At 37.8% G+C, this 19,490-nt stretch carries 16 protein-coding genes, 2 rRNA genes and 1 other annotated feature (1 of these 19 only partly in view); all 18 genes read left to right on the top strand.

Annotated elements, in window-relative coordinates:
* Positions 1 to 1,730, top strand: a 23S ribosomal RNA gene (locus WCV66_RS02960) (it extends 1,201 nt beyond the left edge of the window).
* A gap of 79 nt (positions 1,731 to 1,809) precedes the next feature.
* Positions 1,810 to 1,925: ribosomal RNA gene (rrf, locus tag WCV66_RS02955) — 5S ribosomal RNA — on the top strand.
* Positions 1,926 to 2,294: 369 nt separating this feature from the next.
* Complete coding sequence (locus tag WCV66_RS02950) at positions 2,295 to 2,987, top strand: MgtC/SapB family protein (RefSeq protein WP_157094362.1); 693 nt, start codon at positions 2,295 to 2,297, stop codon at positions 2,985 to 2,987.
* A gap of 125 nt (positions 2,988 to 3,112) precedes the next feature.
* Entirely contained in the window at positions 3,113 to 3,574 is a 462-nt protein-coding gene (locus WCV66_RS02945) for a CtsR family transcriptional regulator (protein ID WP_066330456.1), read from the top strand.
* Between the two features lie 15 nt (positions 3,575 to 3,589).
* Positions 3,590 to 4,141 (top strand): UvrB/UvrC motif-containing protein, encoded by a 552-nt coding sequence (locus tag WCV66_RS02940; protein WP_066330455.1) that lies wholly within the window; start codon positions 3,590 to 3,592, stop codon positions 4,139 to 4,141.
* 2 nt (positions 4,142 to 4,143) lie between these two features.
* A complete protein-coding gene (locus WCV66_RS02935) occupies positions 4,144 to 5,241 on the top strand; it encodes a protein arginine kinase (RefSeq protein WP_066330454.1) in 1,098 nt (365 codons plus the stop codon).
* Complete coding sequence (gene clpC, locus WCV66_RS02930) at positions 5,238 to 7,685, top strand: ATP-dependent protease ATP-binding subunit ClpC (RefSeq protein ID WP_066330453.1); 2,448 nt, start codon at positions 5,238 to 5,240, stop codon at positions 7,683 to 7,685. The genes WCV66_RS02935 and clpC overlap by 4 nt, the downstream gene beginning before the upstream one ends.
* A gap of 264 nt (positions 7,686 to 7,949) precedes the next feature.
* Positions 7,950 to 9,323 (top strand): DNA repair protein RadA, encoded by a 1,374-nt coding sequence (radA, locus tag WCV66_RS02925; protein ID WP_066330452.1) that lies wholly within the window; start codon positions 7,950 to 7,952, stop codon positions 9,321 to 9,323.
* A 3-nt stretch (positions 9,324 to 9,326) separates the two neighbouring features.
* The gene (disA, locus tag WCV66_RS02920) at positions 9,327 to 10,406 is read left to right on the top strand and encodes a DNA integrity scanning diadenylate cyclase DisA (RefSeq protein ID WP_066330451.1); all 1,080 of its coding nucleotides are present in this window, start codon (positions 9,327 to 9,329) and stop codon (positions 10,404 to 10,406) included.
* 356 nt (positions 10,407 to 10,762) lie between these two features.
* Positions 10,763 to 11,860 (top strand): PIN/TRAM domain-containing protein, encoded by a 1,098-nt coding sequence (locus WCV66_RS02915; RefSeq protein WP_066330450.1) that lies wholly within the window; start codon positions 10,763 to 10,765, stop codon positions 11,858 to 11,860.
* A gap of 285 nt (positions 11,861 to 12,145) precedes the next feature.
* Complete coding sequence (gene ispD / locus WCV66_RS02910) at positions 12,146 to 12,820, top strand: 2-C-methyl-D-erythritol 4-phosphate cytidylyltransferase (RefSeq protein WP_066330449.1); 675 nt, start codon at positions 12,146 to 12,148, stop codon at positions 12,818 to 12,820.
* A 192-nt stretch (positions 12,821 to 13,012) separates the two neighbouring features.
* Positions 13,013 to 13,492 carry a 2-C-methyl-D-erythritol 2,4-cyclodiphosphate synthase gene (gene ispF / locus WCV66_RS02905; protein ID WP_066330448.1) on the top strand — a complete coding sequence of 160 codons (480 nt, stop codon included), beginning with the start codon at positions 13,013 to 13,015 and terminating at the stop codon, positions 13,490 to 13,492.
* Positions 13,493 to 13,649: 157 nt separating this feature from the next.
* Positions 13,650 to 15,107, top strand: coding sequence for a glutamate--tRNA ligase (gene gltX, locus WCV66_RS02900; protein ID WP_338787864.1), 1,458 nt, complete (start codon positions 13,650 to 13,652; stop codon positions 15,105 to 15,107).
* Positions 15,108 to 15,147: 40 nt separating this feature from the next.
* Positions 15,148 to 15,402 (top strand) — a binding site (T-box leader).
* A 147-nt stretch (positions 15,403 to 15,549) separates the two neighbouring features.
* A complete protein-coding gene (gene cysE, locus WCV66_RS02895) occupies positions 15,550 to 16,236 on the top strand; it encodes a serine O-acetyltransferase (RefSeq protein ID WP_338789386.1) in 687 nt (228 codons plus the stop codon).
* Positions 16,187 to 17,584 (top strand): cysteine--tRNA ligase, encoded by a 1,398-nt coding sequence (gene cysS, locus WCV66_RS02890; protein ID WP_066330445.1) that lies wholly within the window; start codon positions 16,187 to 16,189, stop codon positions 17,582 to 17,584. The genes cysE and cysS overlap by 50 nt, the downstream gene beginning before the upstream one ends.
* Positions 17,585 to 17,742: 158 nt before the next feature.
* Positions 17,743 to 18,150: a Mini-ribonuclease 3 gene (locus tag WCV66_RS02885; RefSeq protein WP_338787863.1), complete on the top strand. Its 408-nt coding sequence runs from the start codon at positions 17,743 to 17,745 to the stop codon at positions 18,148 to 18,150.
* A gap of 18 nt (positions 18,151 to 18,168) precedes the next feature.
* Entirely contained in the window at positions 18,169 to 18,912 is a 744-nt protein-coding gene (rlmB, locus tag WCV66_RS02880) for a 23S rRNA (guanosine(2251)-2'-O)-methyltransferase RlmB (protein ID WP_338787861.1), read from the top strand.
* Between the two features lie 6 nt (positions 18,913 to 18,918).
* On the top strand, positions 18,919 to 19,428 hold the full coding sequence (locus tag WCV66_RS02875; protein ID WP_066330442.1) for an NYN domain-containing protein: 510 nt from the start codon (positions 18,919 to 18,921) through the stop codon (positions 19,426 to 19,428).
* Positions 19,429 to 19,490: the final 62 nt, after the last annotated feature.

Below are 19,490 nucleotides of genomic sequence, written 5' to 3'. Positions count from 1 at the left end.
GCTGTGGACTGTTCTTTTAGAACAGTGGTAGGAGAGCGTTCTAAGGGCTGTGAAGCTAGACCGTAAGGACTAGTGGAGCGCTTAGAAGTGAGAATGCCGGTATGAGTAGCGAAAGAGGGGTGAGAATCCCCTCCACCGAATGCCTAAGGTTTCCTGAGGAAGGCTCGTCCGCTCAGGGTAAGTCGGGACCTAAGCCGAGGCCGAAAGGCGTAGGCGATGGACAACAGGTTGAAATTCCTGTACCACCTCCTCACCATTTGAGCAATGGGGGGACGCAGAAGGATAGGGTAAGCGCGCTGTTGGATATGCGCGTCCAAGCAGTTAGGCTGACAACGAGGCAAATCCCGTTGTCACATAAGGCTGAGCTGTGATGGCGAGGGAACTATAGTACCGAAGTTCCTGATTCCACACTGCCAAGAAAAGCCTCTAGCGAGGTGAGAGGTGCCCGTACCGCAAACCGACACAGGTAGGCGAGGAGAGAATCCTAAGGTGAGCGAGAGAACTCTCGTTAAGGAACTCGGCAAAATGACCCCGTAACTTCGGGAGAAGGGGTGCTTTTTAGGGTGAATAGCCCGGAAAAGCCGCAGTGAATAGGCCCAGGCGACTGTTTAGCAAAAACACAGGTCTCTGCGAAGCCGCAAGGCGAAGTATAGGGGCTGACGCCTGCCCGGTGCTGGAAGGTTAAGGGGAGAGGTTAGCGTAAGCGAAGCTTTGAACCGAAGCCCCAGTAAACGGCGGCCGTAACTATAACGGTCCTAAGGTAGCGAAATTCCTTGTCGGGTAAGTTCCGACCCGCACGAAAGGCGTAACGATCTGGGCACTGTCTCAACGAGAGACTCGGTGAAATTATAGTACCTGTGAAGATGCAGGTTACCCGCGACAGGACGGAAAGACCCCGTGGAGCTTTACTGTAGCCTGATATTGAATTTTGGTACAGCTTGTACAGGATAGGTAGGAGCCTGAGAAGCCGGAGCGCTAGCTTCGGTGGAGGCGTCGGTGGGATACTACCCTGGCTGTATTGAAATTCTAACCCACAGCCCTTATCGGGCTGGGAGACAGTGTCAGGTGGGCAGTTTGACTGGGGCGGTCGCCTCCTAAAATGTAACGGAGGCGCCCAAAGGTTCCCTCAGAATGGTTGGAAATCATTCGTAGAGTGTAAAGGCACAAGGGAGCTTGACTGCGAGACCTACAAGTCGAGCAGGGACGAAAGTCGGGCTTAGTGATCCGGTGGTTCCGCATGGAAGGGCCATCGCTCAACGGATAAAAGCTACCCCGGGGATAACAGGCTTATCTCCCCCAAGAGTCCACATCGACGGGGAGGTTTGGCACCTCGATGTCGGCTCATCGCATCCTGGGGCTGTAGTCGGTCCCAAGGGTTGGGCTGTTCGCCCATTAAAGCGGTACGCGAGCTGGGTTCAGAACGTCGTGAGACAGTTCGGTCCCTATCCGTCGTGGGCGTAGGAAATTTGAGAGGAGCTGTCCTTAGTACGAGAGGACCGGGATGGACGCACCGCTGGTGTACCAGTTGTCTTGCCAAAGGCATAGCTGGGTAGCTATGTGCGGAAGGGATAAGTGCTGAAAGCATCTAAGCATGAAGCCCCCCTCAAGATGAGATTTCCCATAGCGTAAGCTAGTAAGATCCCTGAAAGATGATCAGGTTGATAGGTCTGAGGTGGAAGCGCGGTGACGTGTGGAGCTGACAGATACTAATCGATCGAGGACTTAACCTAATAAAAGCGTTAAATGAAGTGAATTGAATTGTGTATCGTTATCTAGTTTTGAAGGAATATCCTTCAACTTCATAAATTATCTGGTAATGATGGCGAAGAGGCCACACCCGTTCCCATGCCGAACACGGAAGTTAAGCTCTTCAGCGCCGATGGTAGTTGGGGGTTTCCCCCTGTGAGAGTAGGACGTTGCCAGGTAAGAGAGAAAAAGATCAGTAGAGATACTGGTCTTTTTTGTATATATAAAGAACCTTCTCTGCCTATGAACTTTTTATTACCCTAAGTTGTTCAAGAAGTCTAATGTTTTAAAAAGTCCCAAGAAAAAATGACTAGAAAATTATTATCCAACTTATAGCTTCCAGATACTAAATCTACATAAAACTGACGAATTTCTTTTTAATTCAATAGTATTGAGCAATACTTTTAGAGTAATTTAATGTCCTAAAAATATAAAAGGATCAAAAATATTCATTGAAAATTATTCGATAATTGTGTTTTGAAGACAGACATTTGAGTATATATATATAAGATCACATATTTATAGCTAAAGAGGCGAAATGAATGAATATGCTTGAATTATTAAATCAAGATACATATACCATGTTTGCTCGTATATTTATAGCGACCCTTTTATGTGGAGTAATTGGATTGGAACGTGAATTTAAAAATCATCCAGCAGGATTTCGAACCCATTTACTAGTGGGAATAGGATCTTGTTTAATGATGATTTTATCTCTATATGGTTTCAAAAGTTATATAGATAATGATCCCAATATTCGGTTTGATCCAGCTAGGATTCCATCATATGTTATTAGTGGTATAGGGTTTTTAGGTGGTGGAACGATTCTAGTAAAGGGTGCAACTGTAAGAGGGCTAACGACAGCTGCATCAATATGGATCGTGGCTGGTTTAGGTTTAGTTATAGGTGCCGGAATGTATGTAGTAGCATTTTTTACTACAGCAATGGTTTTAATGTGTTTAATATTCTTAAATCAACTTGAAAATTATATGAATGTTAAAAGGGCAAGGAGGAAAATGAAAATATCCGTAGATTCCCGCAAGACTACGATTGATCAAGTAATTCAAAAATTAACATCATATGATGTAACAACCCATAAGATAGTAATGACATCTTGTAGGAAAGATAAAGATAGCAATGTTGTGTTTCATTATCAATTAGATATTGATATATCTTCTGTTTCACATACTGATTTAGAAAAGATACTGGTAGAGAATCACGAAGTGGAAAAAATATTTTAAATACGTTTTACTTCCTCTTATTTTGGCAATATTTAAATTGAAACAGAAAAGTTGAAAAATTTTTCTGTTCGTTTTATAGTAATATTAAAGTCAAATATAGTCAAAGTCAGTGAGGGGGAGGTTGAGTGAGAAATATTTCAGACATTATTGAACAGTATTTGAAAAAGGTACTAGATAGTAGTGGCAAGGAAATAGTCGAGATTAAACGAAGTGAAATTGCAGATAAATTTCAGTGTGTGCCTTCACAGATCAATTACGTTATTAATACAAGGTTTACAATTGAAAGAGGCTACGTTGTTGAAAGTAAGCGTGGTGGCGGCGGCTATATTCGGATTATTAAGGTTCGCGCAAATAATCAGGCACACCTCTTAGATCAAATCTTACACTTGATTCATCACCGCCTTTCCCAGGCATCTGCTGAGGACATTATAGGTCGGCTTGTAAGTGAGGAAGTTATTTCTTCCCGCGAAGCTAAATTAATGTTAAGTGTAATTGATCGTTCAGTCCTTTATATTGAGCTCCCTCATAGGGACGAATTAAGGGCAAGGATGTTTAAGGCCATGATAACTTCATTGAAATATAAGTGAAAGTAGGGGAGACGGATGATCTGCCAGGAGTGTAATGAAAGACCGGCAACGTTTCACTTTACAAAAGTGATTAATGGAGAAAAAACGGAAGTCCACATATGTGAACATTGCGCACATGAAAATAGTGAACTTTTTATGTTTAATGTTAACACAGGATTTTCTTTAAATAATTTATTAACTGGATTGCTTAACATGGAATCTGATATTGCTAATACAGAGGAACAAAATGTTTTTAAAGCTAGTGATGTACCACAATGTGATCGATGTAAAATGACCTTACATCAGTTTAAAAAGGTTGGAAGATTTGGCTGTTCAAATTGTTATCCTACTTTTAAAAATCATATAACCCCAATACTTAAACGAGTTCATGGCGGGAACACTGTTCACTCAGGAAAAATCCCTGAGCGAATAGGGGGAGATATTCATATCCGCAAGCAAATCGATGAGCTGAAAACTAAAATTCATGAATTCATTGTACAGGAAGAGTTTGAGCAAGCTGCTAAAGTAAGAGATCAAATAAGATCTCTTGAGAAAAGGATAAGTAGCTTTCATGAGGAGGGATCATAATCATGTCACTCCAAAATTTTATGAATAAGGCAATGAGTGCTTGGATGAGTCAAGAAGGACCGGATTCGGACATTGTATTAAGTAGTCGGATTCGCTTAGCACGTAATATGGAACAGTTTAAATTTCCTACAGTTTCTACTAATGAAGAATCACAAGAAGTTCTTAACTTCTTTGAAACAACATATGCAAATAAAACATTTCAGGAAATTGGTCAGCTGGAGCTGCTTAAGATGAACGATATGCAGCCCATTCAGAAAAGGGTTTTAGTAGAAAAGCATCTAATAAGTCCTAATCTAGCTGATAACTCTATTTATGGTGGATGTTTACTTTCTGAAAATGAGGAAGTTAGCATAATGTTAAATGAAGAGGACCATATCCGGATTCAATGTTTATTTCCAGGATTTCAACTTGAGGAAGCGTTGGATATGGCGAACAAGTTAGATGATTGGATTGAAGAAGAGGTAGACTACGCTTTTGATGAAAGAAGGGGATACTTAACCAGTTGTCCTACGAATGTGGGGACTGGATTAAGGGCATCGGTCATGATGCATTTACCTGCATTAGTACTTACCCAAAAAGTTAATAGAATTATCCCAGCAATTAATCAGCTTGGATTAGTAGTAAGAGGCATATATGGTGAGGGTAGTGAGGCCATCGGCAACATTTTTCAGATTTCAAATCAAATAACATTAGGTAAGTCTGAGAAAGATATTGTTGAAGATCTTATTAGTGTGGTTCAACAATTAATTACCCAAGAAAGAGCTACTCGTGAAGCTCTTTACAACTCATCCCAAAACCAGCTAGAAGACAGAGTGTATAGATCATTCGGAACTTTGACTTATAGCCGAATAATTGAATCGAATGAGACAGCAAAATGTTTGTCTGATGTTAGATTGGGAATTGATTTAGGAATTATTAAAGATATATCTCGTAATATTCTCAATGAACTTATGATTTTAACTCAACCTGGATTTTTACAACAATATTTTGGTGGACCATTACGTCCAAATGAAAGAGATGTTCGCCGAGCTGCTTTAATAAGAGAGCGGCTAAACTTAGAAATGGAACGTAATAAATGGATGGAGGATGATGAATCATGATGTTTGGAAGATTTACAGAGCGCGCACAAAAGGTACTTGCTTTAGCACAAGAAGAAGCAGTTCGTTTAGGACATAACAATATAGGTACAGAACATATTTTACTGGGGCTAGTTAGTGAAGGTGAAGGGATTGCAGCTAAGGCTTTACTTGCATTAGGACTAGGCCCAGAAAAGATCCAAAAAGAGGTAGAAGGTTTAATTGGAAGAGGTCAAGATGCTTCTCAAACAATCCACTACACACCTAGAGCTAAGAAAGTAATTGAACTATCAATGGATGAAGCAAGAAAGTTAGGTCATTCTTATGTAGGAACAGAACATATTTTGTTAGGACTTATACGTGAAGGTGAGGGTGTCGCGGCAAGAGTCCTTAACAATCTAGGTGTAAGCTTGAATAAAGCAAGACAACAGGTTCTTCAGCTATTGGGCAGTAATGAAACATCTTCAAATCATCAAGGTGGAGGTATGACCAATGCTAATACACCTACACTTGATAGTCTTGCAAGAGACTTAACTTCGATTGCGAGAGAAGGCAGTTTAGATCCAGTTATCGGGAGAAGTAAAGAAATTCAACGTGTTATTGAAGTATTAAGTCGCCGTACAAAAAATAACCCAGTCTTAATTGGTGAGCCAGGTGTTGGTAAAACAGCAATAGCAGAGGGGCTAGCTCAACAAATCGTTCAGAATGAGGTTCCTGAAATCTTACGTGATAAGCGCGTAATGACACTTGATATGGGTACGGTAGTTGCTGGTACAAAATACCGTGGTGAATTTGAAGATAGACTTAAAAAAGTGATGGATGAAATCCGCCAAGCTGGTAATATTATTCTATTTATCGATGAGTTACACACATTGATTGGTGCTGGTGGTGCAGAGGGAGCAATCGATGCTTCTAATATTTTGAAACCTTCATTAGCTAGGGGTGAATTACAGTGTATTGGTGCAACTACACTTGATGAGTACCGAAAATACATTGAGAAAGATGCTGCATTAGAACGTAGATTCCAACCAATTCAGGTCGATGAGCCAACAGCTGAAGAAAGTGTTCAAATCTTAAAAGGCTTGCGTGACCGCTATGAAGCGCATCATAGAGTATCGATTACAGATGAAGCAATTGATGCTGCTGTAAAATTATCTGATCGTTATATTTCTGATCGCTTCCTACCAGATAAAGCGATTGATTTAATTGATGAGGCTGGCTCAAAGGTACGATTACGTTCATTCACGACACCACCAAACTTAAAAGAGCTAGAACAAAAGCTTGATGAAATCCGCAAAGAAAAAGATGCTTCTGTACAAAGTCAGGAGTTTGAAAAAGCGGCATCCCTACGTGATACGGAGCAAAGATTACGTGAACAGCTTGAAGAAACGAAGAAAACATGGAAAGAAAAACAAGGTCAAGAGAATACTGAAGTAACAGTCGAAGACATTGCGATGGTAGTCTCCAGTTGGACCGGTGTTCCAGTTTCAAGATTAGCACAAACAGAAACAGATAAGCTGTTAAATATGGAGAGTCTTTTACATTCAAGAGTTATTGGTCAAGAAGAAGCTGTAGTTGCTGTAGCAAAAGCAGTTCGTCGTGCACGAGCTGGGTTAAAGGATCCTAAACGTCCAATTGGATCATTTATTTTCTTAGGACCAACAGGTGTAGGTAAAACTGAGCTTGCTAGGGCATTGGCAGAATCAATTTTCGGTGATGAAGATTCGATGATTCGCATTGATATGTCAGAGTATATGGAGAAGCACTCCACTTCTCGTTTAGTTGGTTCACCTCCTGGCTATGTAGGTTATGAAGAAGGTGGTCAATTAACTGAAAAGGTGAGAAGAAAGCCATACTCTGTTGTGCTTTTAGACGAAATTGAAAAGGCTCATCCTGATGTTTTTAACATCCTTCTGCAGGTATTAGAGGATGGAAGGCTAACAGACTCTAAGGGGCGTACAGTAGACTTTAGAAATACAATTTTAATTATGACATCTAATGTTGGGGCAAGTGAGTTGAAGCGTAATAAATATGTTGGATTTAACATTCAAGATGAAACTCAAAATTACAAGGATATGAAAGGCAAAGTAATGAATGAGTTAAAACGCGCATTCCGACCTGAGTTCATTAACCGTATTGATGAGATTATTGTATTCCACTCATTAGAAAAGAAACATTTAAAAGAAATTGTTTCGCTAATGTCTGACCAATTAACAAAACGATTAAAAGAACAGGACCTATCATTAGAGTTAACAGACTCTGCTATAGAAAAAATTGCAGATGAAGGAATTGATCTTGAATACGGTGCTAGACCGCTCCGTCGTTCTATTCAGAAAAATGTTGAAGATCGTCTTTCTGAAGAATTATTAAGAGGTAATATTAATAAAGGTCATAAGATAATTCTAGATGTAGATAATGGTGAATTTGTTGTAAAAACAACTGAAAAAGAAGAAGTTAAAACTAAATAACAAGACTGTAAGTTGAGGCATACCGCGTAAAGTGTGCCTCACTTTCTTTATATAAATAAAAAGTTGAAATTTTTATATATAGTTATCATTTATAGCTTCAGTGCTGAGTTCTTACATTCCCATGTACATCCTATTGTGTTGGGACAGACCTAGGCACTTGCACTTTCTAATAATGCTCCTCAAAGTCTCCATTATTTCTTATAATTAAGGATAGGAATCATAATTAGCTTGACTACTTGGTATCTATAAGAGAGGAACACGTATATGGCTAAAACGAAGGTAAAGTTTATTTGTCAAACATGTGGATATGAATCACCTAAATGGATGGGGAAATGTCCGGGTTGTGGTGAATGGAATACAATGACAGAGGAAGTTTTAAAGCCTACTTCACCTCGGAAGGCGGTTTTTGCTCATTCCACCCAAACGGTACAAAAGCCTTCTCCGATTACAAATATAGAAACAACCCAAGAACCAAGGATTTTTACAAATCTAAAAGAATTTAACCGTGTCTTAGGAAGCGGTATTGTTAAGGGATCCCTTGTATTAATTGGTGGAGATCCTGGGATTGGCAAGTCTACACTTTTACTGCAAGTATCATCACAGTTGGCTGAAAATGGAAATGATGTATTGTATATTTCAGGAGAAGAATCAGTAAAACAAACAAAACTAAGGGCTGACCGCTTAGGGGTTAAAGCAAATAAACTATTTGTTTTGTCTGAAACAGATTTAAGTTTTATTTCAAGGGCGATTGAAGAAACAAACCCTGCATTTGTAGTTGTCGATTCAATCCAAACAGTATTCCATAGCGAAATAAGCTCTGCTCCTGGAAGTGTGTCACAGGTAAGAGAATCTACTGCCGAACTTATGAGAATTGCGAAAACAAAAGGTATTGCCATCTTTATTGTGGGTCATGTAACGAAAGAAGGGTCAATCGCTGGACCGAGATTATTGGAACATATGGTTGATACTGTTCTATATTTTGAAGGAGAAAGACATCATACGTATCGTATATTACGTGCTGTAAAGAATCGGTTTGGTTCAACAAATGAAATGGGAATATTTGAGATGAAGGAATCTGGTCTAGAAGAGGTGCAAAATCCCTCAGAAATATTTCTAGAAGAAAGATCAAAAGGCGCAGCTGGTTCAACTGTTGTAGCTTCAATGGAGGGAACGAGACCTGTTCTTGTCGAGATTCAAGCCTTAATTTCACCAACTAGCTTCGGTAACCCTAGAAGAATGGCAACAGGAATTGATCACAACCGTGTACCTTTATTAATGGCAGTTTTAGAAAAACGAGTTGGCTTGCTTCTTCAAAATCAAGATGCGTATTTAAAAGTTGCTGGTGGAGTGAAGCTTGATGAACCTGCTATCGATTTAGCAGTTGCTGTAAGCATTGCATCAAGTTTTAAGGATGCACCCCCAAAACCAACTGATGTCATTATTGGTGAAGTGGGGTTAACTGGTGAGGTCCGTAGAGTTTCTAGGATTGAACAAAGAGTAATGGAGGCAGCAAAGCTTGGTTTTAAAAGGGCGATTATTCCAGAGGCAAATATAGGTGGATGGAACCCTCCAGATGATATCGAGATTATTGGAGTGAAGAATGTAGCGGAGGCTCTCCATAAAACGTTAGGAGGATAGTACATGACAAAGATAGAGAGTATATCAGGTGAACGGACGTTAAATGAAATTTTACAATTCGTTGCACCTGGAACACCAATAAGGGAAGGAATTGAGAATGTCTTACGTGCTAAAACAGGTGGTTTAATTGTTGTTGGTCACAACGAAAAAGTAAAAGAAGTTATTGATGGTGGCTTTTCTATACAATGTTCATTCTCCTCGGCACATTTATATGAGTTAGCAAAAATGGATGGTGCCATTATCTTAAGTGATTCGGGTAATAAAATTTTGTATGCAAATGCCCAGTTGGTTCCAGATTCATCAATATATTCATCAGAAACTGGTATGAGGCATCGAACCGCAGAGCGGGTGGCTAAACAAACAGGCAACTTAGTGATTGCCATTTCCCAAAGGAGAAATGTTATTACTCTCTATCATGGTGAATTAAGGTATGCGCTTAGAGACATTGGTGTCATATTAACGAAGGCTAATCAAGCGATCCAAACGTTAGAAAAATATAAGCTTGTTCTTGATCAATCAATCTCGACATTAGGTGCATTAGAGCTAGAGGAACTTGTTACTTTTAAGGAAGTTTTACAAGTGTTGCATCGGATTGAAATGGTCTTACGTATAAAGGATGAAATAAATGATTATGTGAATGAACTAGGAGCAGAAGGCCATCTTATTAGGTTACAATTAGCTGAGTTACTATCTGGACTAGAAGAAGAAGCTGCTTTATTAATAAAAGATTACGCAAATGATAAAGCTGTTGATCCTTATCGATTCCTTAAACAGCTCCAGGACCTTTCAAGCTTTGAACTTTTAGAGGATTCTGTTCTTTTTAAATTACTAGGTTTCTCCTCATTTACAAATATAGATAGCCCAGTTATGCCAAGAGGGTATCGAATGTTAAATAAAATTCCTAGGCTCCCAACGATCATTATTGAAAATTTAGTGACAACCTATAAAAATTTGAAACTTATTTTGCGCGCATCCGTAGAAGAGTTAGATGAGGTTGATGGTATAGGAGAGGTGAGGGCGAAAAAGATTATTGAAGGATTGAAAAGGTTACAAGATCAACTTTTAATTGATCGTCACATATAAGAATATTTAATGAAACTTTCATTTTTATGGTTTTAAACTCATTAATTTAGGGTATATTAAAATTGATTTTTACGTGTGTATAAAGGAAGTGGGATCTTAGGTTAAGCATCATATTTATTACAAACTCATTTAAAAACGAATTGAATCTAGCTTCATAAAACTCCCATCACCAGACCATATAAGAGTTGGTGTGAAGGCATTACAATGTCTAACCTTATACAAAGAAAAGCAAGTATCGCAGTCAAATTGTTTGTAAAATTACAACAATGTATCAATCTTTTTACATTTTTAATTTTTTATTTCACATGTCCTAGAAGTAGGATAAAGTAGTTATATCGTTAAAAGGAGGTGAAGGTATGTTAATTAAACGCATTATACAACTGTTATTTTTGAGTGTAGGTGGTATGTTAGGGATCTTTTTCATGCCAGAGCTACTTGAGTTATTAAATATGCAGGACATACCTTTTATTAATACACCTTATACTTTAGCTGTATTAGGTGCAGTTGTCTTTTTTGTTGCAACATTTTGGTTAGTAGATTACGTTGTGAATTGGATTCGAGTATTAGAAGAGGCTGTTGTTAAAGCTCCTGTTACAGATGTGTTATTTGGTAGTTTAGGATTAATCTTTGGTCTTATTATTGCTTTTCTTATTGTTATTCCTTTAAAAGATATTCAATATCAAATATTTAATACAATTATTCCAATCTTTTTAACATTACTGCTCGGATATCTAGGTTTCCAAATTGGGTTTAAGAAAAAAGATGAATTAATTAACTTATTTTCCGTGCCAAATCGAATCGGTAAGAAAAAGGGATCTGCGGATGAAGAGGTTGAAACTGAGGATAAAAAACTGAAAATATTAGATACAAGTGTTATCATCGATGGTAGAATCGCTGACATTTGTCAAACTGGCTTTTTAGAAGGAACTATTGTTATTCCCCAATTCGTTTTAGAGGAGCTTCAGCATATTGCTGATTCATCTGATGTATTAAAACGAAACAGAGGTCGTAGGGGTCTTGATATTCTTAATCGAATTCAAAAAGAGCTTGCAATTAATGTAGAAATTTATGAAGGTGATTTTGAGGAAATTCAAGAAGTTGATAGCAAATTAGTGAAATTAGCGAAGATAACTTCCGGAGTTGTCGTTACAAATGATTTTAATTTAAATAAAGTTTGTGAATTACAAAAGGTTCATGTACTTAATATCAATGATTTAGCAAATGCTGTTAAACCTGTCGTGTTACCTGGAGAAGAAATGAATGTTCAGGTAATCAAGGATGGGAAAGAGCATAATCAAGGAATCGCCTATTTGGATGATGGTACAATGATTGTTGTAGAAGACGGACGTAATTATATCGGAAAACATATTGATGTCCTTGTTACAAGTGTTCTTCAAACGTCTGCAGGTAGAATGATTTTTGCAAAACCAAAATTATTAGAAAAAGCATTGTAAAAAATATAAATTTTTAAAAGGGATATGAAGATAATTTATTTGTACTTAGCTTTCATGTCTAGCTCTAGGCGCTATCTTCTTGAGAGGAATCTTCTTATGCCATTCGTCCAGAAGGTTAATGTATAACCTTCCGACTTGTCTTATTTTTCTTGTCGATATCGGCGTCTTGCGCTTTTTTAACAGGCCCGTGGTACATTAGGTGACTAATGTTTCATGGGCTGTTTTACATATTCAGGCTAATCTTTTATGATGATGGTATACAGAATTTTTGAAGGAGTAGACATAATGAACTATCAAGTCGTCATTCCTGCTGCTGGACAAGGCAAACGAATGAATGTTGGAAAAAACAAGCAGTTTATTGAGCTCGAACAAGCTCCCATTATCATTCATACATTAAAGGTGTTTGAAGAACATTCAAATTGTTCGGGTATTATATTAGTAATTAATGAGCAAGAAAGAGACGTATTTCAAAAACTTTTCAATGATTATCATATAAACAAAATAAAATCTATAGTAGCGGGTGGGAGTGAAAGACAGTTTAGTGTGTATAACGGTTTACAGGCTGTTGATGACGAAGGGATTGTTCTCGTTCATGACGGGGCACGTCCTTTTATTTCGCATAAAAAAATTGAGGATCTAGTACATAAAGCGCAAGAAACAGGAGCGGCAACATTAGCAGTTCCAGTAAAGGACACAATCAAGCGGGTTGAAAATGGTGTAGTCGTAGAAACTGTAGAGAGATCAACCTTGTGGTCAGTGCAAACTCCACAGGCATTTATTCCGTCTCTTGTTATTGACGCTCATCACCAAGCTAATAAAGATAATTATCTTGGAACAGATGATGCAAGTCTTATTGAACGAACAGGAAAGCCAGTTTCAATCGTGCTAGGTGATTATACAAATATAAAATTAACGACACCAGAGGACTTACTAATAGCAAAGGCTATTATGGGTAAGTAAAAACTTTAATCTATAGGCTCTGTTAAAGCTCACCGTTGATTTGGCACTTTGTTGATTGGGACGGATATGTGTACTTCTGCGGGAGGATTCCAGACATTCCGCGGAAAGCGAACACCTACAGAGCAAATCAACAAACAAGTTTAACAGAACTAATCGATAAAATACCAATAGTAAGCGAAAAGAGGAAAAATGATGATTAGAATTGGACAAGGCTACGATGTTCATCAATTAGTTGAAGGTCGCCCTTTAATAATTGGTGGGATTGAAATTCCGTATGAAAAAGGATTGTTAGGTCATTCAGATGCGGATGTTTTATTACATACTGTTGCAGATGCTTGTTTAGGAGCAATTGCAGAAGGAGACATCGGAAAACATTTTCCTGATACCGATCCAAACTTCAAGGATGCAGATTCGGCTAAGTTACTAATCCATGTTTGGAAGCTTGTAAAAGAAAGAGGATATGAGTTAGGAAACATAGACTGTACAATCATCGCGCAAAAACCGAAAATGGCTCCACATATAGGTAACATGAGAGAACGTATCGCTGAATTGCTTGAAGCAGATATTTCCCAGGTGAATGTGAAGGCAACAACAACAGAAAAGCTAGGCTTTACCGGCAGACAAGAAGGGATTGCGTCACAGGCAACGGTTTTGATTCAGAAACGAAAGTAAGTTGATTTATTTTTTTGTATCTTATTATTTTTGGTGATAAAATTAATTCTGGCCTATTTAATAATTTGGGAAAAGGATATACAAGTTCATACAAAGGGATTCCTTTCAAAAGGTTAAATTAGTGATAAATTCATAGAAAATTGTGGAGGTTTACGATATGGCAAATGAAGTAAGGGTACGTTATGCCCCAAGTCCTACTGGGCATTTACATATTGGAAATGCGAGAACGGCATTATTTAACTATCTATTCGCAAAAAATCAAGGCGGGAAATTCATTGTCCGTATTGAAGATACCGATAAAAAGCGAAACATTGAAGGTGGAGAAGAAAGTCAATTAAAGTATTTAAAGTGGCTTGGAATTGACTGGGATGAGAGTGTAGATGTTGGTGGAGAGTATGGCCCATACCGCCAGTCTGAAAGAAATGAAATCTATAAGAAATATTATGAGCAACTACTAGAAAAAGGTTTGGCTTATAAATGCTATTGTACAGAAGAGGAATTAGAAAAAGAACGTGAGGAACAAATTGCTCGTGGTGAGACACCACAGTATTCTGGAAAGCATGCGGACATAACAGTCGAAGAGCAAAAGAGCCTTGAAGATCAAGGGTTACAGCCGAGCATTCGATTTAGAGTTCCAGCAAATAGAGAATTTCTCTTCAAAGATATGGTGAAAGGTGACATTTCATTTGAATCAGAAGGTATGGGTGACTTCGTTATTGTCAAAAAAGATGGTACACCTACCTATAATTTTGCGGTAGCAGTTGATGATCACTTAATGGAAATTTCTCATGTATTACGTGGCGAAGATCATATTTCGAATACACCAAAGCAAATCATGATTTATGAAGCCTTTGGATGGGATGTTCCTGTATTCGGACATATGACGTTAATTGTCAATGAAAATCGTAAAAAGCTAAGTAAACGAGACGAATCAATTATTCAATTTATTGAGCAATATGAGGAACTAGGTTACCTTTCAGATGCCTTATTTAACTTTATTGCTCTTCTTGGTTGGTCTCCAGGTGGAGAAGAAGAGGTATATAATAAAGAGCAACTAATTGAAATTTTTGATCCTGCTCGTTTATCCAAATCTCCTGCTGTTTTTGACACACAAAAGCTTGCTTGGATGAATAACCAATATATTAAGCAATTAGAGTTAGACGTACTTATTTCTCTATCTTTACCACACTTAATAAAAGCTGGTAAAGTATCGGATAATATGAGTGAGGAAGAAGCTGAAAGAATTCACGGGCTAATTGCTCTTTATCAAGAACAAATGAGCTATGGTGCAGAAATTGTAAGCTTAACTGAATTGTTCTTCAAAGAGGACATCACATACAATGAGGAAGCAAAAGCAGTTCTAGAAGGTGAACAGGTTCCTGAAGTGTTATCAGCATTTATTAATGAGCTAAAAATTGTTGAAGACTTTTCAGCAGACAATGTAAAGGCCTCAATTAAAGCTGTCCAAAAGGCTACTGGTCAAAAGGGCAAGAACTTGTTTATGCCAATTCGTGTTGCCATTACTGGTCAAATGCACGGTCCTGATTTACCGAAATCAATAGCGGTTTTAGGTAAAAGTAAAGTGATTTCAAGATTAGAAAATATTATTAGTTAACTTTTTATCAAAAATGTAATATAGTAGGGTTAAACCAATAGTTAAAACGTTGATAAGGAGAGTAAAGATTTACTTCCTTTTTAGAGAAAACCTCCATTGGCTGAAAGAGGTTTATGTGAAGTAATTCTTGAAATGCACCTTTGAGTCTTTTGCTAAACGTCCACACGTGATTAGTAAGTAAAAGCGTATCGCTCTACGTTAAAGAGCCAAAGTTGAGGTCATGAGGCGTCTTAGTGCGTGATTAAGCTTCTCATACCTAAACAGAGTGGAACCGCGCATAACAAGCGTCTCTGTATTTTTTACAGAGACGCTTTTTTTTGTACCTACAATTACCTTATTTTACGGCGCAAATGGGATTGGGAAACTGGAATAGTCCTTACCTTTAGGGCTAAAGTGAAAAAATTAAACAAAAGTGATGATTGGAGGGATAGCCGTGTTTAGCATGATGAAAGAAGATGTAGAGGTCGTGTTCGAACAAGATCCAGCTGCTAGAAACTACTTTGAGGTCATATTAACGTACTCTGGATTACATGCGATTTGGGGTCATCGTATTGCTCATGCATTTTACAAAAAGAAACTTTTCTTCTTAGCGAGAACAGTTTCTCAAATTAGCCGATTTTTTACAGGAGTTGAAATCCATCCTGCTGCAAGAATTGGTCGCAGGTTTTTTATTGATCACGGTATGGGAGTCGTAATCGGTGAAACCTGTGAAATTGGTGATAATGTTACGGTTTTCCAAGGAGTTACTCTAGGTGGAACTGGTAAGGAAAAAGGTAAAAGGCACCCTACAATTAAAGATCATGCATTAATTGCCACAGGAGCAAAAGTGTTAGGATCTATCACTGTTGGTGCATACTCTAAAATAGGAGCAGGTTCTGTTGTACTGAAGGATGTTCCAGATCATTCAACTGTTGTGGGGATTCCAGGTAGAGTAGTCATACAAAACGGTAGACGGGTTGATCAAGATCTAAATCACTGTGATTTACCAGATCCAGTTGCAGATCGTTTTAAAGAGTTAGAGTCAGAGCTTTCAAGCTTAAGAAATGAAGTACAACAGTTAAGGAAAGGAACGAGTGAACATGACAATAAAGTTGTACAATACGCTAACAAGGCAAAAGGAAACGTTTGAACCACTTGAAGCAGGGAAAGTGAAAATGTATGTATGTGGTCCAACAGTCTATAATTATATTCATATAGGAAATGCCAGACCAGCAATCGTTTACGATACAGTAAGAAGATACTTAGAATATAGTGGATATGAAGTAAACTTTGTATCTAACTTTACTGATGTTGATGATAAATTAATTAAAGCAGCAAATGAACTTGGCGAGGATGTACCAACAATTGCAGAGCGCTTTATCGATGCTTATTTTGAAGATGTCTCGGCACTTGGATGCAAGCGGGCTACAATTCACCCACGTGTTACCGAAAGCATTGATATTATCATTGACTTTATTCAAGCATTGATTGATAAAGGATATGCTTATGAGGCTGGTGGAGATGTTTATTATAAAACAAGAGAATTTAAAGAGTATGGTAAGCTTTCACATCAGTCAATTGATGAACTACGTTTAGGTAACCGGATTGGTGTAGGAGAGAAGAAACTTGATGCGCTGGATTTTGTTTTGTGGAAAGCGGCGAAGGAAGGAGAAATTTCCTGGGAAAGTCCTTGGGGGAATGGTCGACCTGGTTGGCATATAGAATGCTCAGCTATGGCAAAAAAATATCTTGGAGATACGATAGACATACATGCAGGTGGCCAAGATTTAACCTTCCCACACCATGAGAATGAAATTGCTCAATCAGAGGCTTTAAATCAAAAACCATTTGCAAAGTACTGGATGCATAATGGTTATATAAATATAAATAATGAAAAGATGTCTAAATCATTAGGAAATTTCGTATTAGTCCACGATATCATTAAAGAAATTGACCCACAAGTTGTTCGTTTCTTTATGCTATCTGTCCATTATCGACATCCAATCAACTTTTCACAAGATTTATTGGAAAGTACAAAAAATGCATTTGAACGATTAACTACATCTTATGTTAATCTTCAACACCGAAAGAATAGTAGCACAAATTTGACTGATAACAATGGTTGGTGGCTTAGTAAAATCAACGAATATCATCTTCAGTTTAAAAAAGAGATGGATGATGATTTTAATACAGCTAATGCAATATCTGTTCTGTTTGACTTGTCAAAACAAGCGAACTACTATTTACAGGAACAAAATACGTCAGAGGAAGTCATTCAAGCTTTTCTTAATGAGTTCGATCAATTAGGAGCAGTGTTAGGTGTTAAATTTGCACAGGCAGATCTTCTGGATGATGAAATTGACTTAATGATTGAGCAACGTATTCAAGCTAGAAAAGACCGTAATTTTGCATTAGCAGATGAAATTCGTGATAAATTAAAAGACTTAAATATTATTTTAGAGGATACGCCTCAAGGAACAAGATGGAAACGTAGTTAATTGATTATGTTTTTAGATATGAGGGAATAAAGATAGTAAGAGTTTTAACGTTGATTAAGGCGAATAGAGCGGGACTTGTAGCGATGGTTCCGTCTATCCTTCATTTTTGGAATTGCTGCTAAACGCCATTTGGCATTTGTATAGAAAAGAGGAACATCATGTTTTTAGATTTTGAAACAATTAAAGATTCGAAGCTTTTGAATAGCTTAGCATTGGCTTATATCGGTGATGCTGTCTATGAAATTTATGTAAGGCATCACCTTATAGCCAAAGGGAATATACGACCAAACCAGCTTCATAACCAAGCGAAAAGGTATGTTTCTGCAAAGGCTCAAGCTAGTATTTTGCATCATTTATTCTCATTAGAGAGCTTTACTGAAGAAGAATTAGCTGTTATTAGACGGGGGAGAAATGCAAAATCAGGGACAATTCCGAAAAACACAGATGTACAAACATACCGATATAGTACAGCGTTTGAAGCGTTGATCGGACATCTTTATTTAGAAAAAAAGCATAATCGAATGGAAGAACTGATACAAGCTTCATTTGAGTTTATTAATGATTAAAGAAAGGAGGAAAGGCTAATGGATCAAGATTATATTATTGGACGTAATCCTGTAATAGAGGTGTTAAAGTCATCTCGAGATATTAATAAAATATGGGTTGCTGAAAATTCATTAAAAGGACAAGCACAGCAAATAACGAAGCTTGCAAAAGAAAAAGGTGTAACGATCAACTTTGTGCCAAAGAAGAAAATTGATCAAATGGTGGAAGGTAATCACCAAGGTGTGGTGGCACAAGTAGCTGCTTATGAATATGTTCATGTTGATGATATTTTACTTAATGCAGAAAAAAGAGGTGAACTACCTTTCCTACTGTTATTAGATGAAATTGAAGATCCACATAATTTAGGATCAATTATGAGAACAGCAGACGCTGTTGGTGCACATGGAATCGTGATTCCTAAAAGAAGAGCAGTAGGATTAACTGCTACAGTCGCTAAAGCTTCTACTGGTGCAATTGAATATATCCCCGTTGCCCGTGTAACAAACATGGCGAGAACAATAGAAGAATTAAAAGAACGAGGGGTTTGGATCGTAGGAACAGATGCCAAAGGTGCGGATGATTACCGTAATTTAGACGGGAAAATGCCACTAGCCCTCATTATAGGAAGTGAAGGAAAAGGAATTGGTCGTCTTATTAAAGAAAAATGCGACTTCTTAATTAAAATGCCAATGGTGGGACAAGTTACATCATTAAATGCTTCTGTTGCAGCAAGCCTTTTGATGTATGAGGTATACAGAAAGCGACACCCTTTAGGGGAGTAGAATGAAATGGATATCCTATTAGTTGATGGATATAACATTATCGGGGCTTGGCCCTTTTTACAAAGGCTTAAGAAGGACAATCTTTCTGAGGCAAGAAATCAATTAATTGAAAAAATGGCTGAATATCAAGCCTATACTGGTTACCGAGTTATTATCGTTTTTGATGCACACCTTGTAAAAGGAATTGAAAAAAAGCAAAAAAACTATCGAGTAGAGGTTATTTTCACTCGAGAGAACGAGACTGCAGATGAGCGTATTGAAAAGCTAGCAATATCATTAAACAATATTAAAACTCAAGTTCATGTTGCTACATCGGATTTTACCGAACAATGGGCGATATTTGGGCAAGGTGCACTTCGTAAATCAGCGAGAGAGTTGTTGAATGAGATGGATTCCATAGAAGGTAGAATTAAACACAGAGTGAAAAAGATTGAGGAAAAACGTCCATCTTCAAAAATATTATTTCCTGATGATGTCATGGAAAAGCTAGAGAAGTGGCGCAGGGGGAATTTATAGTTGGTTGACGCTTACAAAATGCATGCTGTATAATATTGTTATCTTGTGTGCGGTCGGGGGGA

The sequence above is a fragment of the Metabacillus rhizosphaerae genome, assembly GCF_037201795.1.
Taxonomy (GTDB): domain Bacteria; phylum Bacillota; class Bacilli; order Bacillales; family Bacillaceae; genus Metabacillus; species Metabacillus rhizosphaerae.
This window is presented reverse-complemented; position numbering and strand designations above follow the sequence as displayed.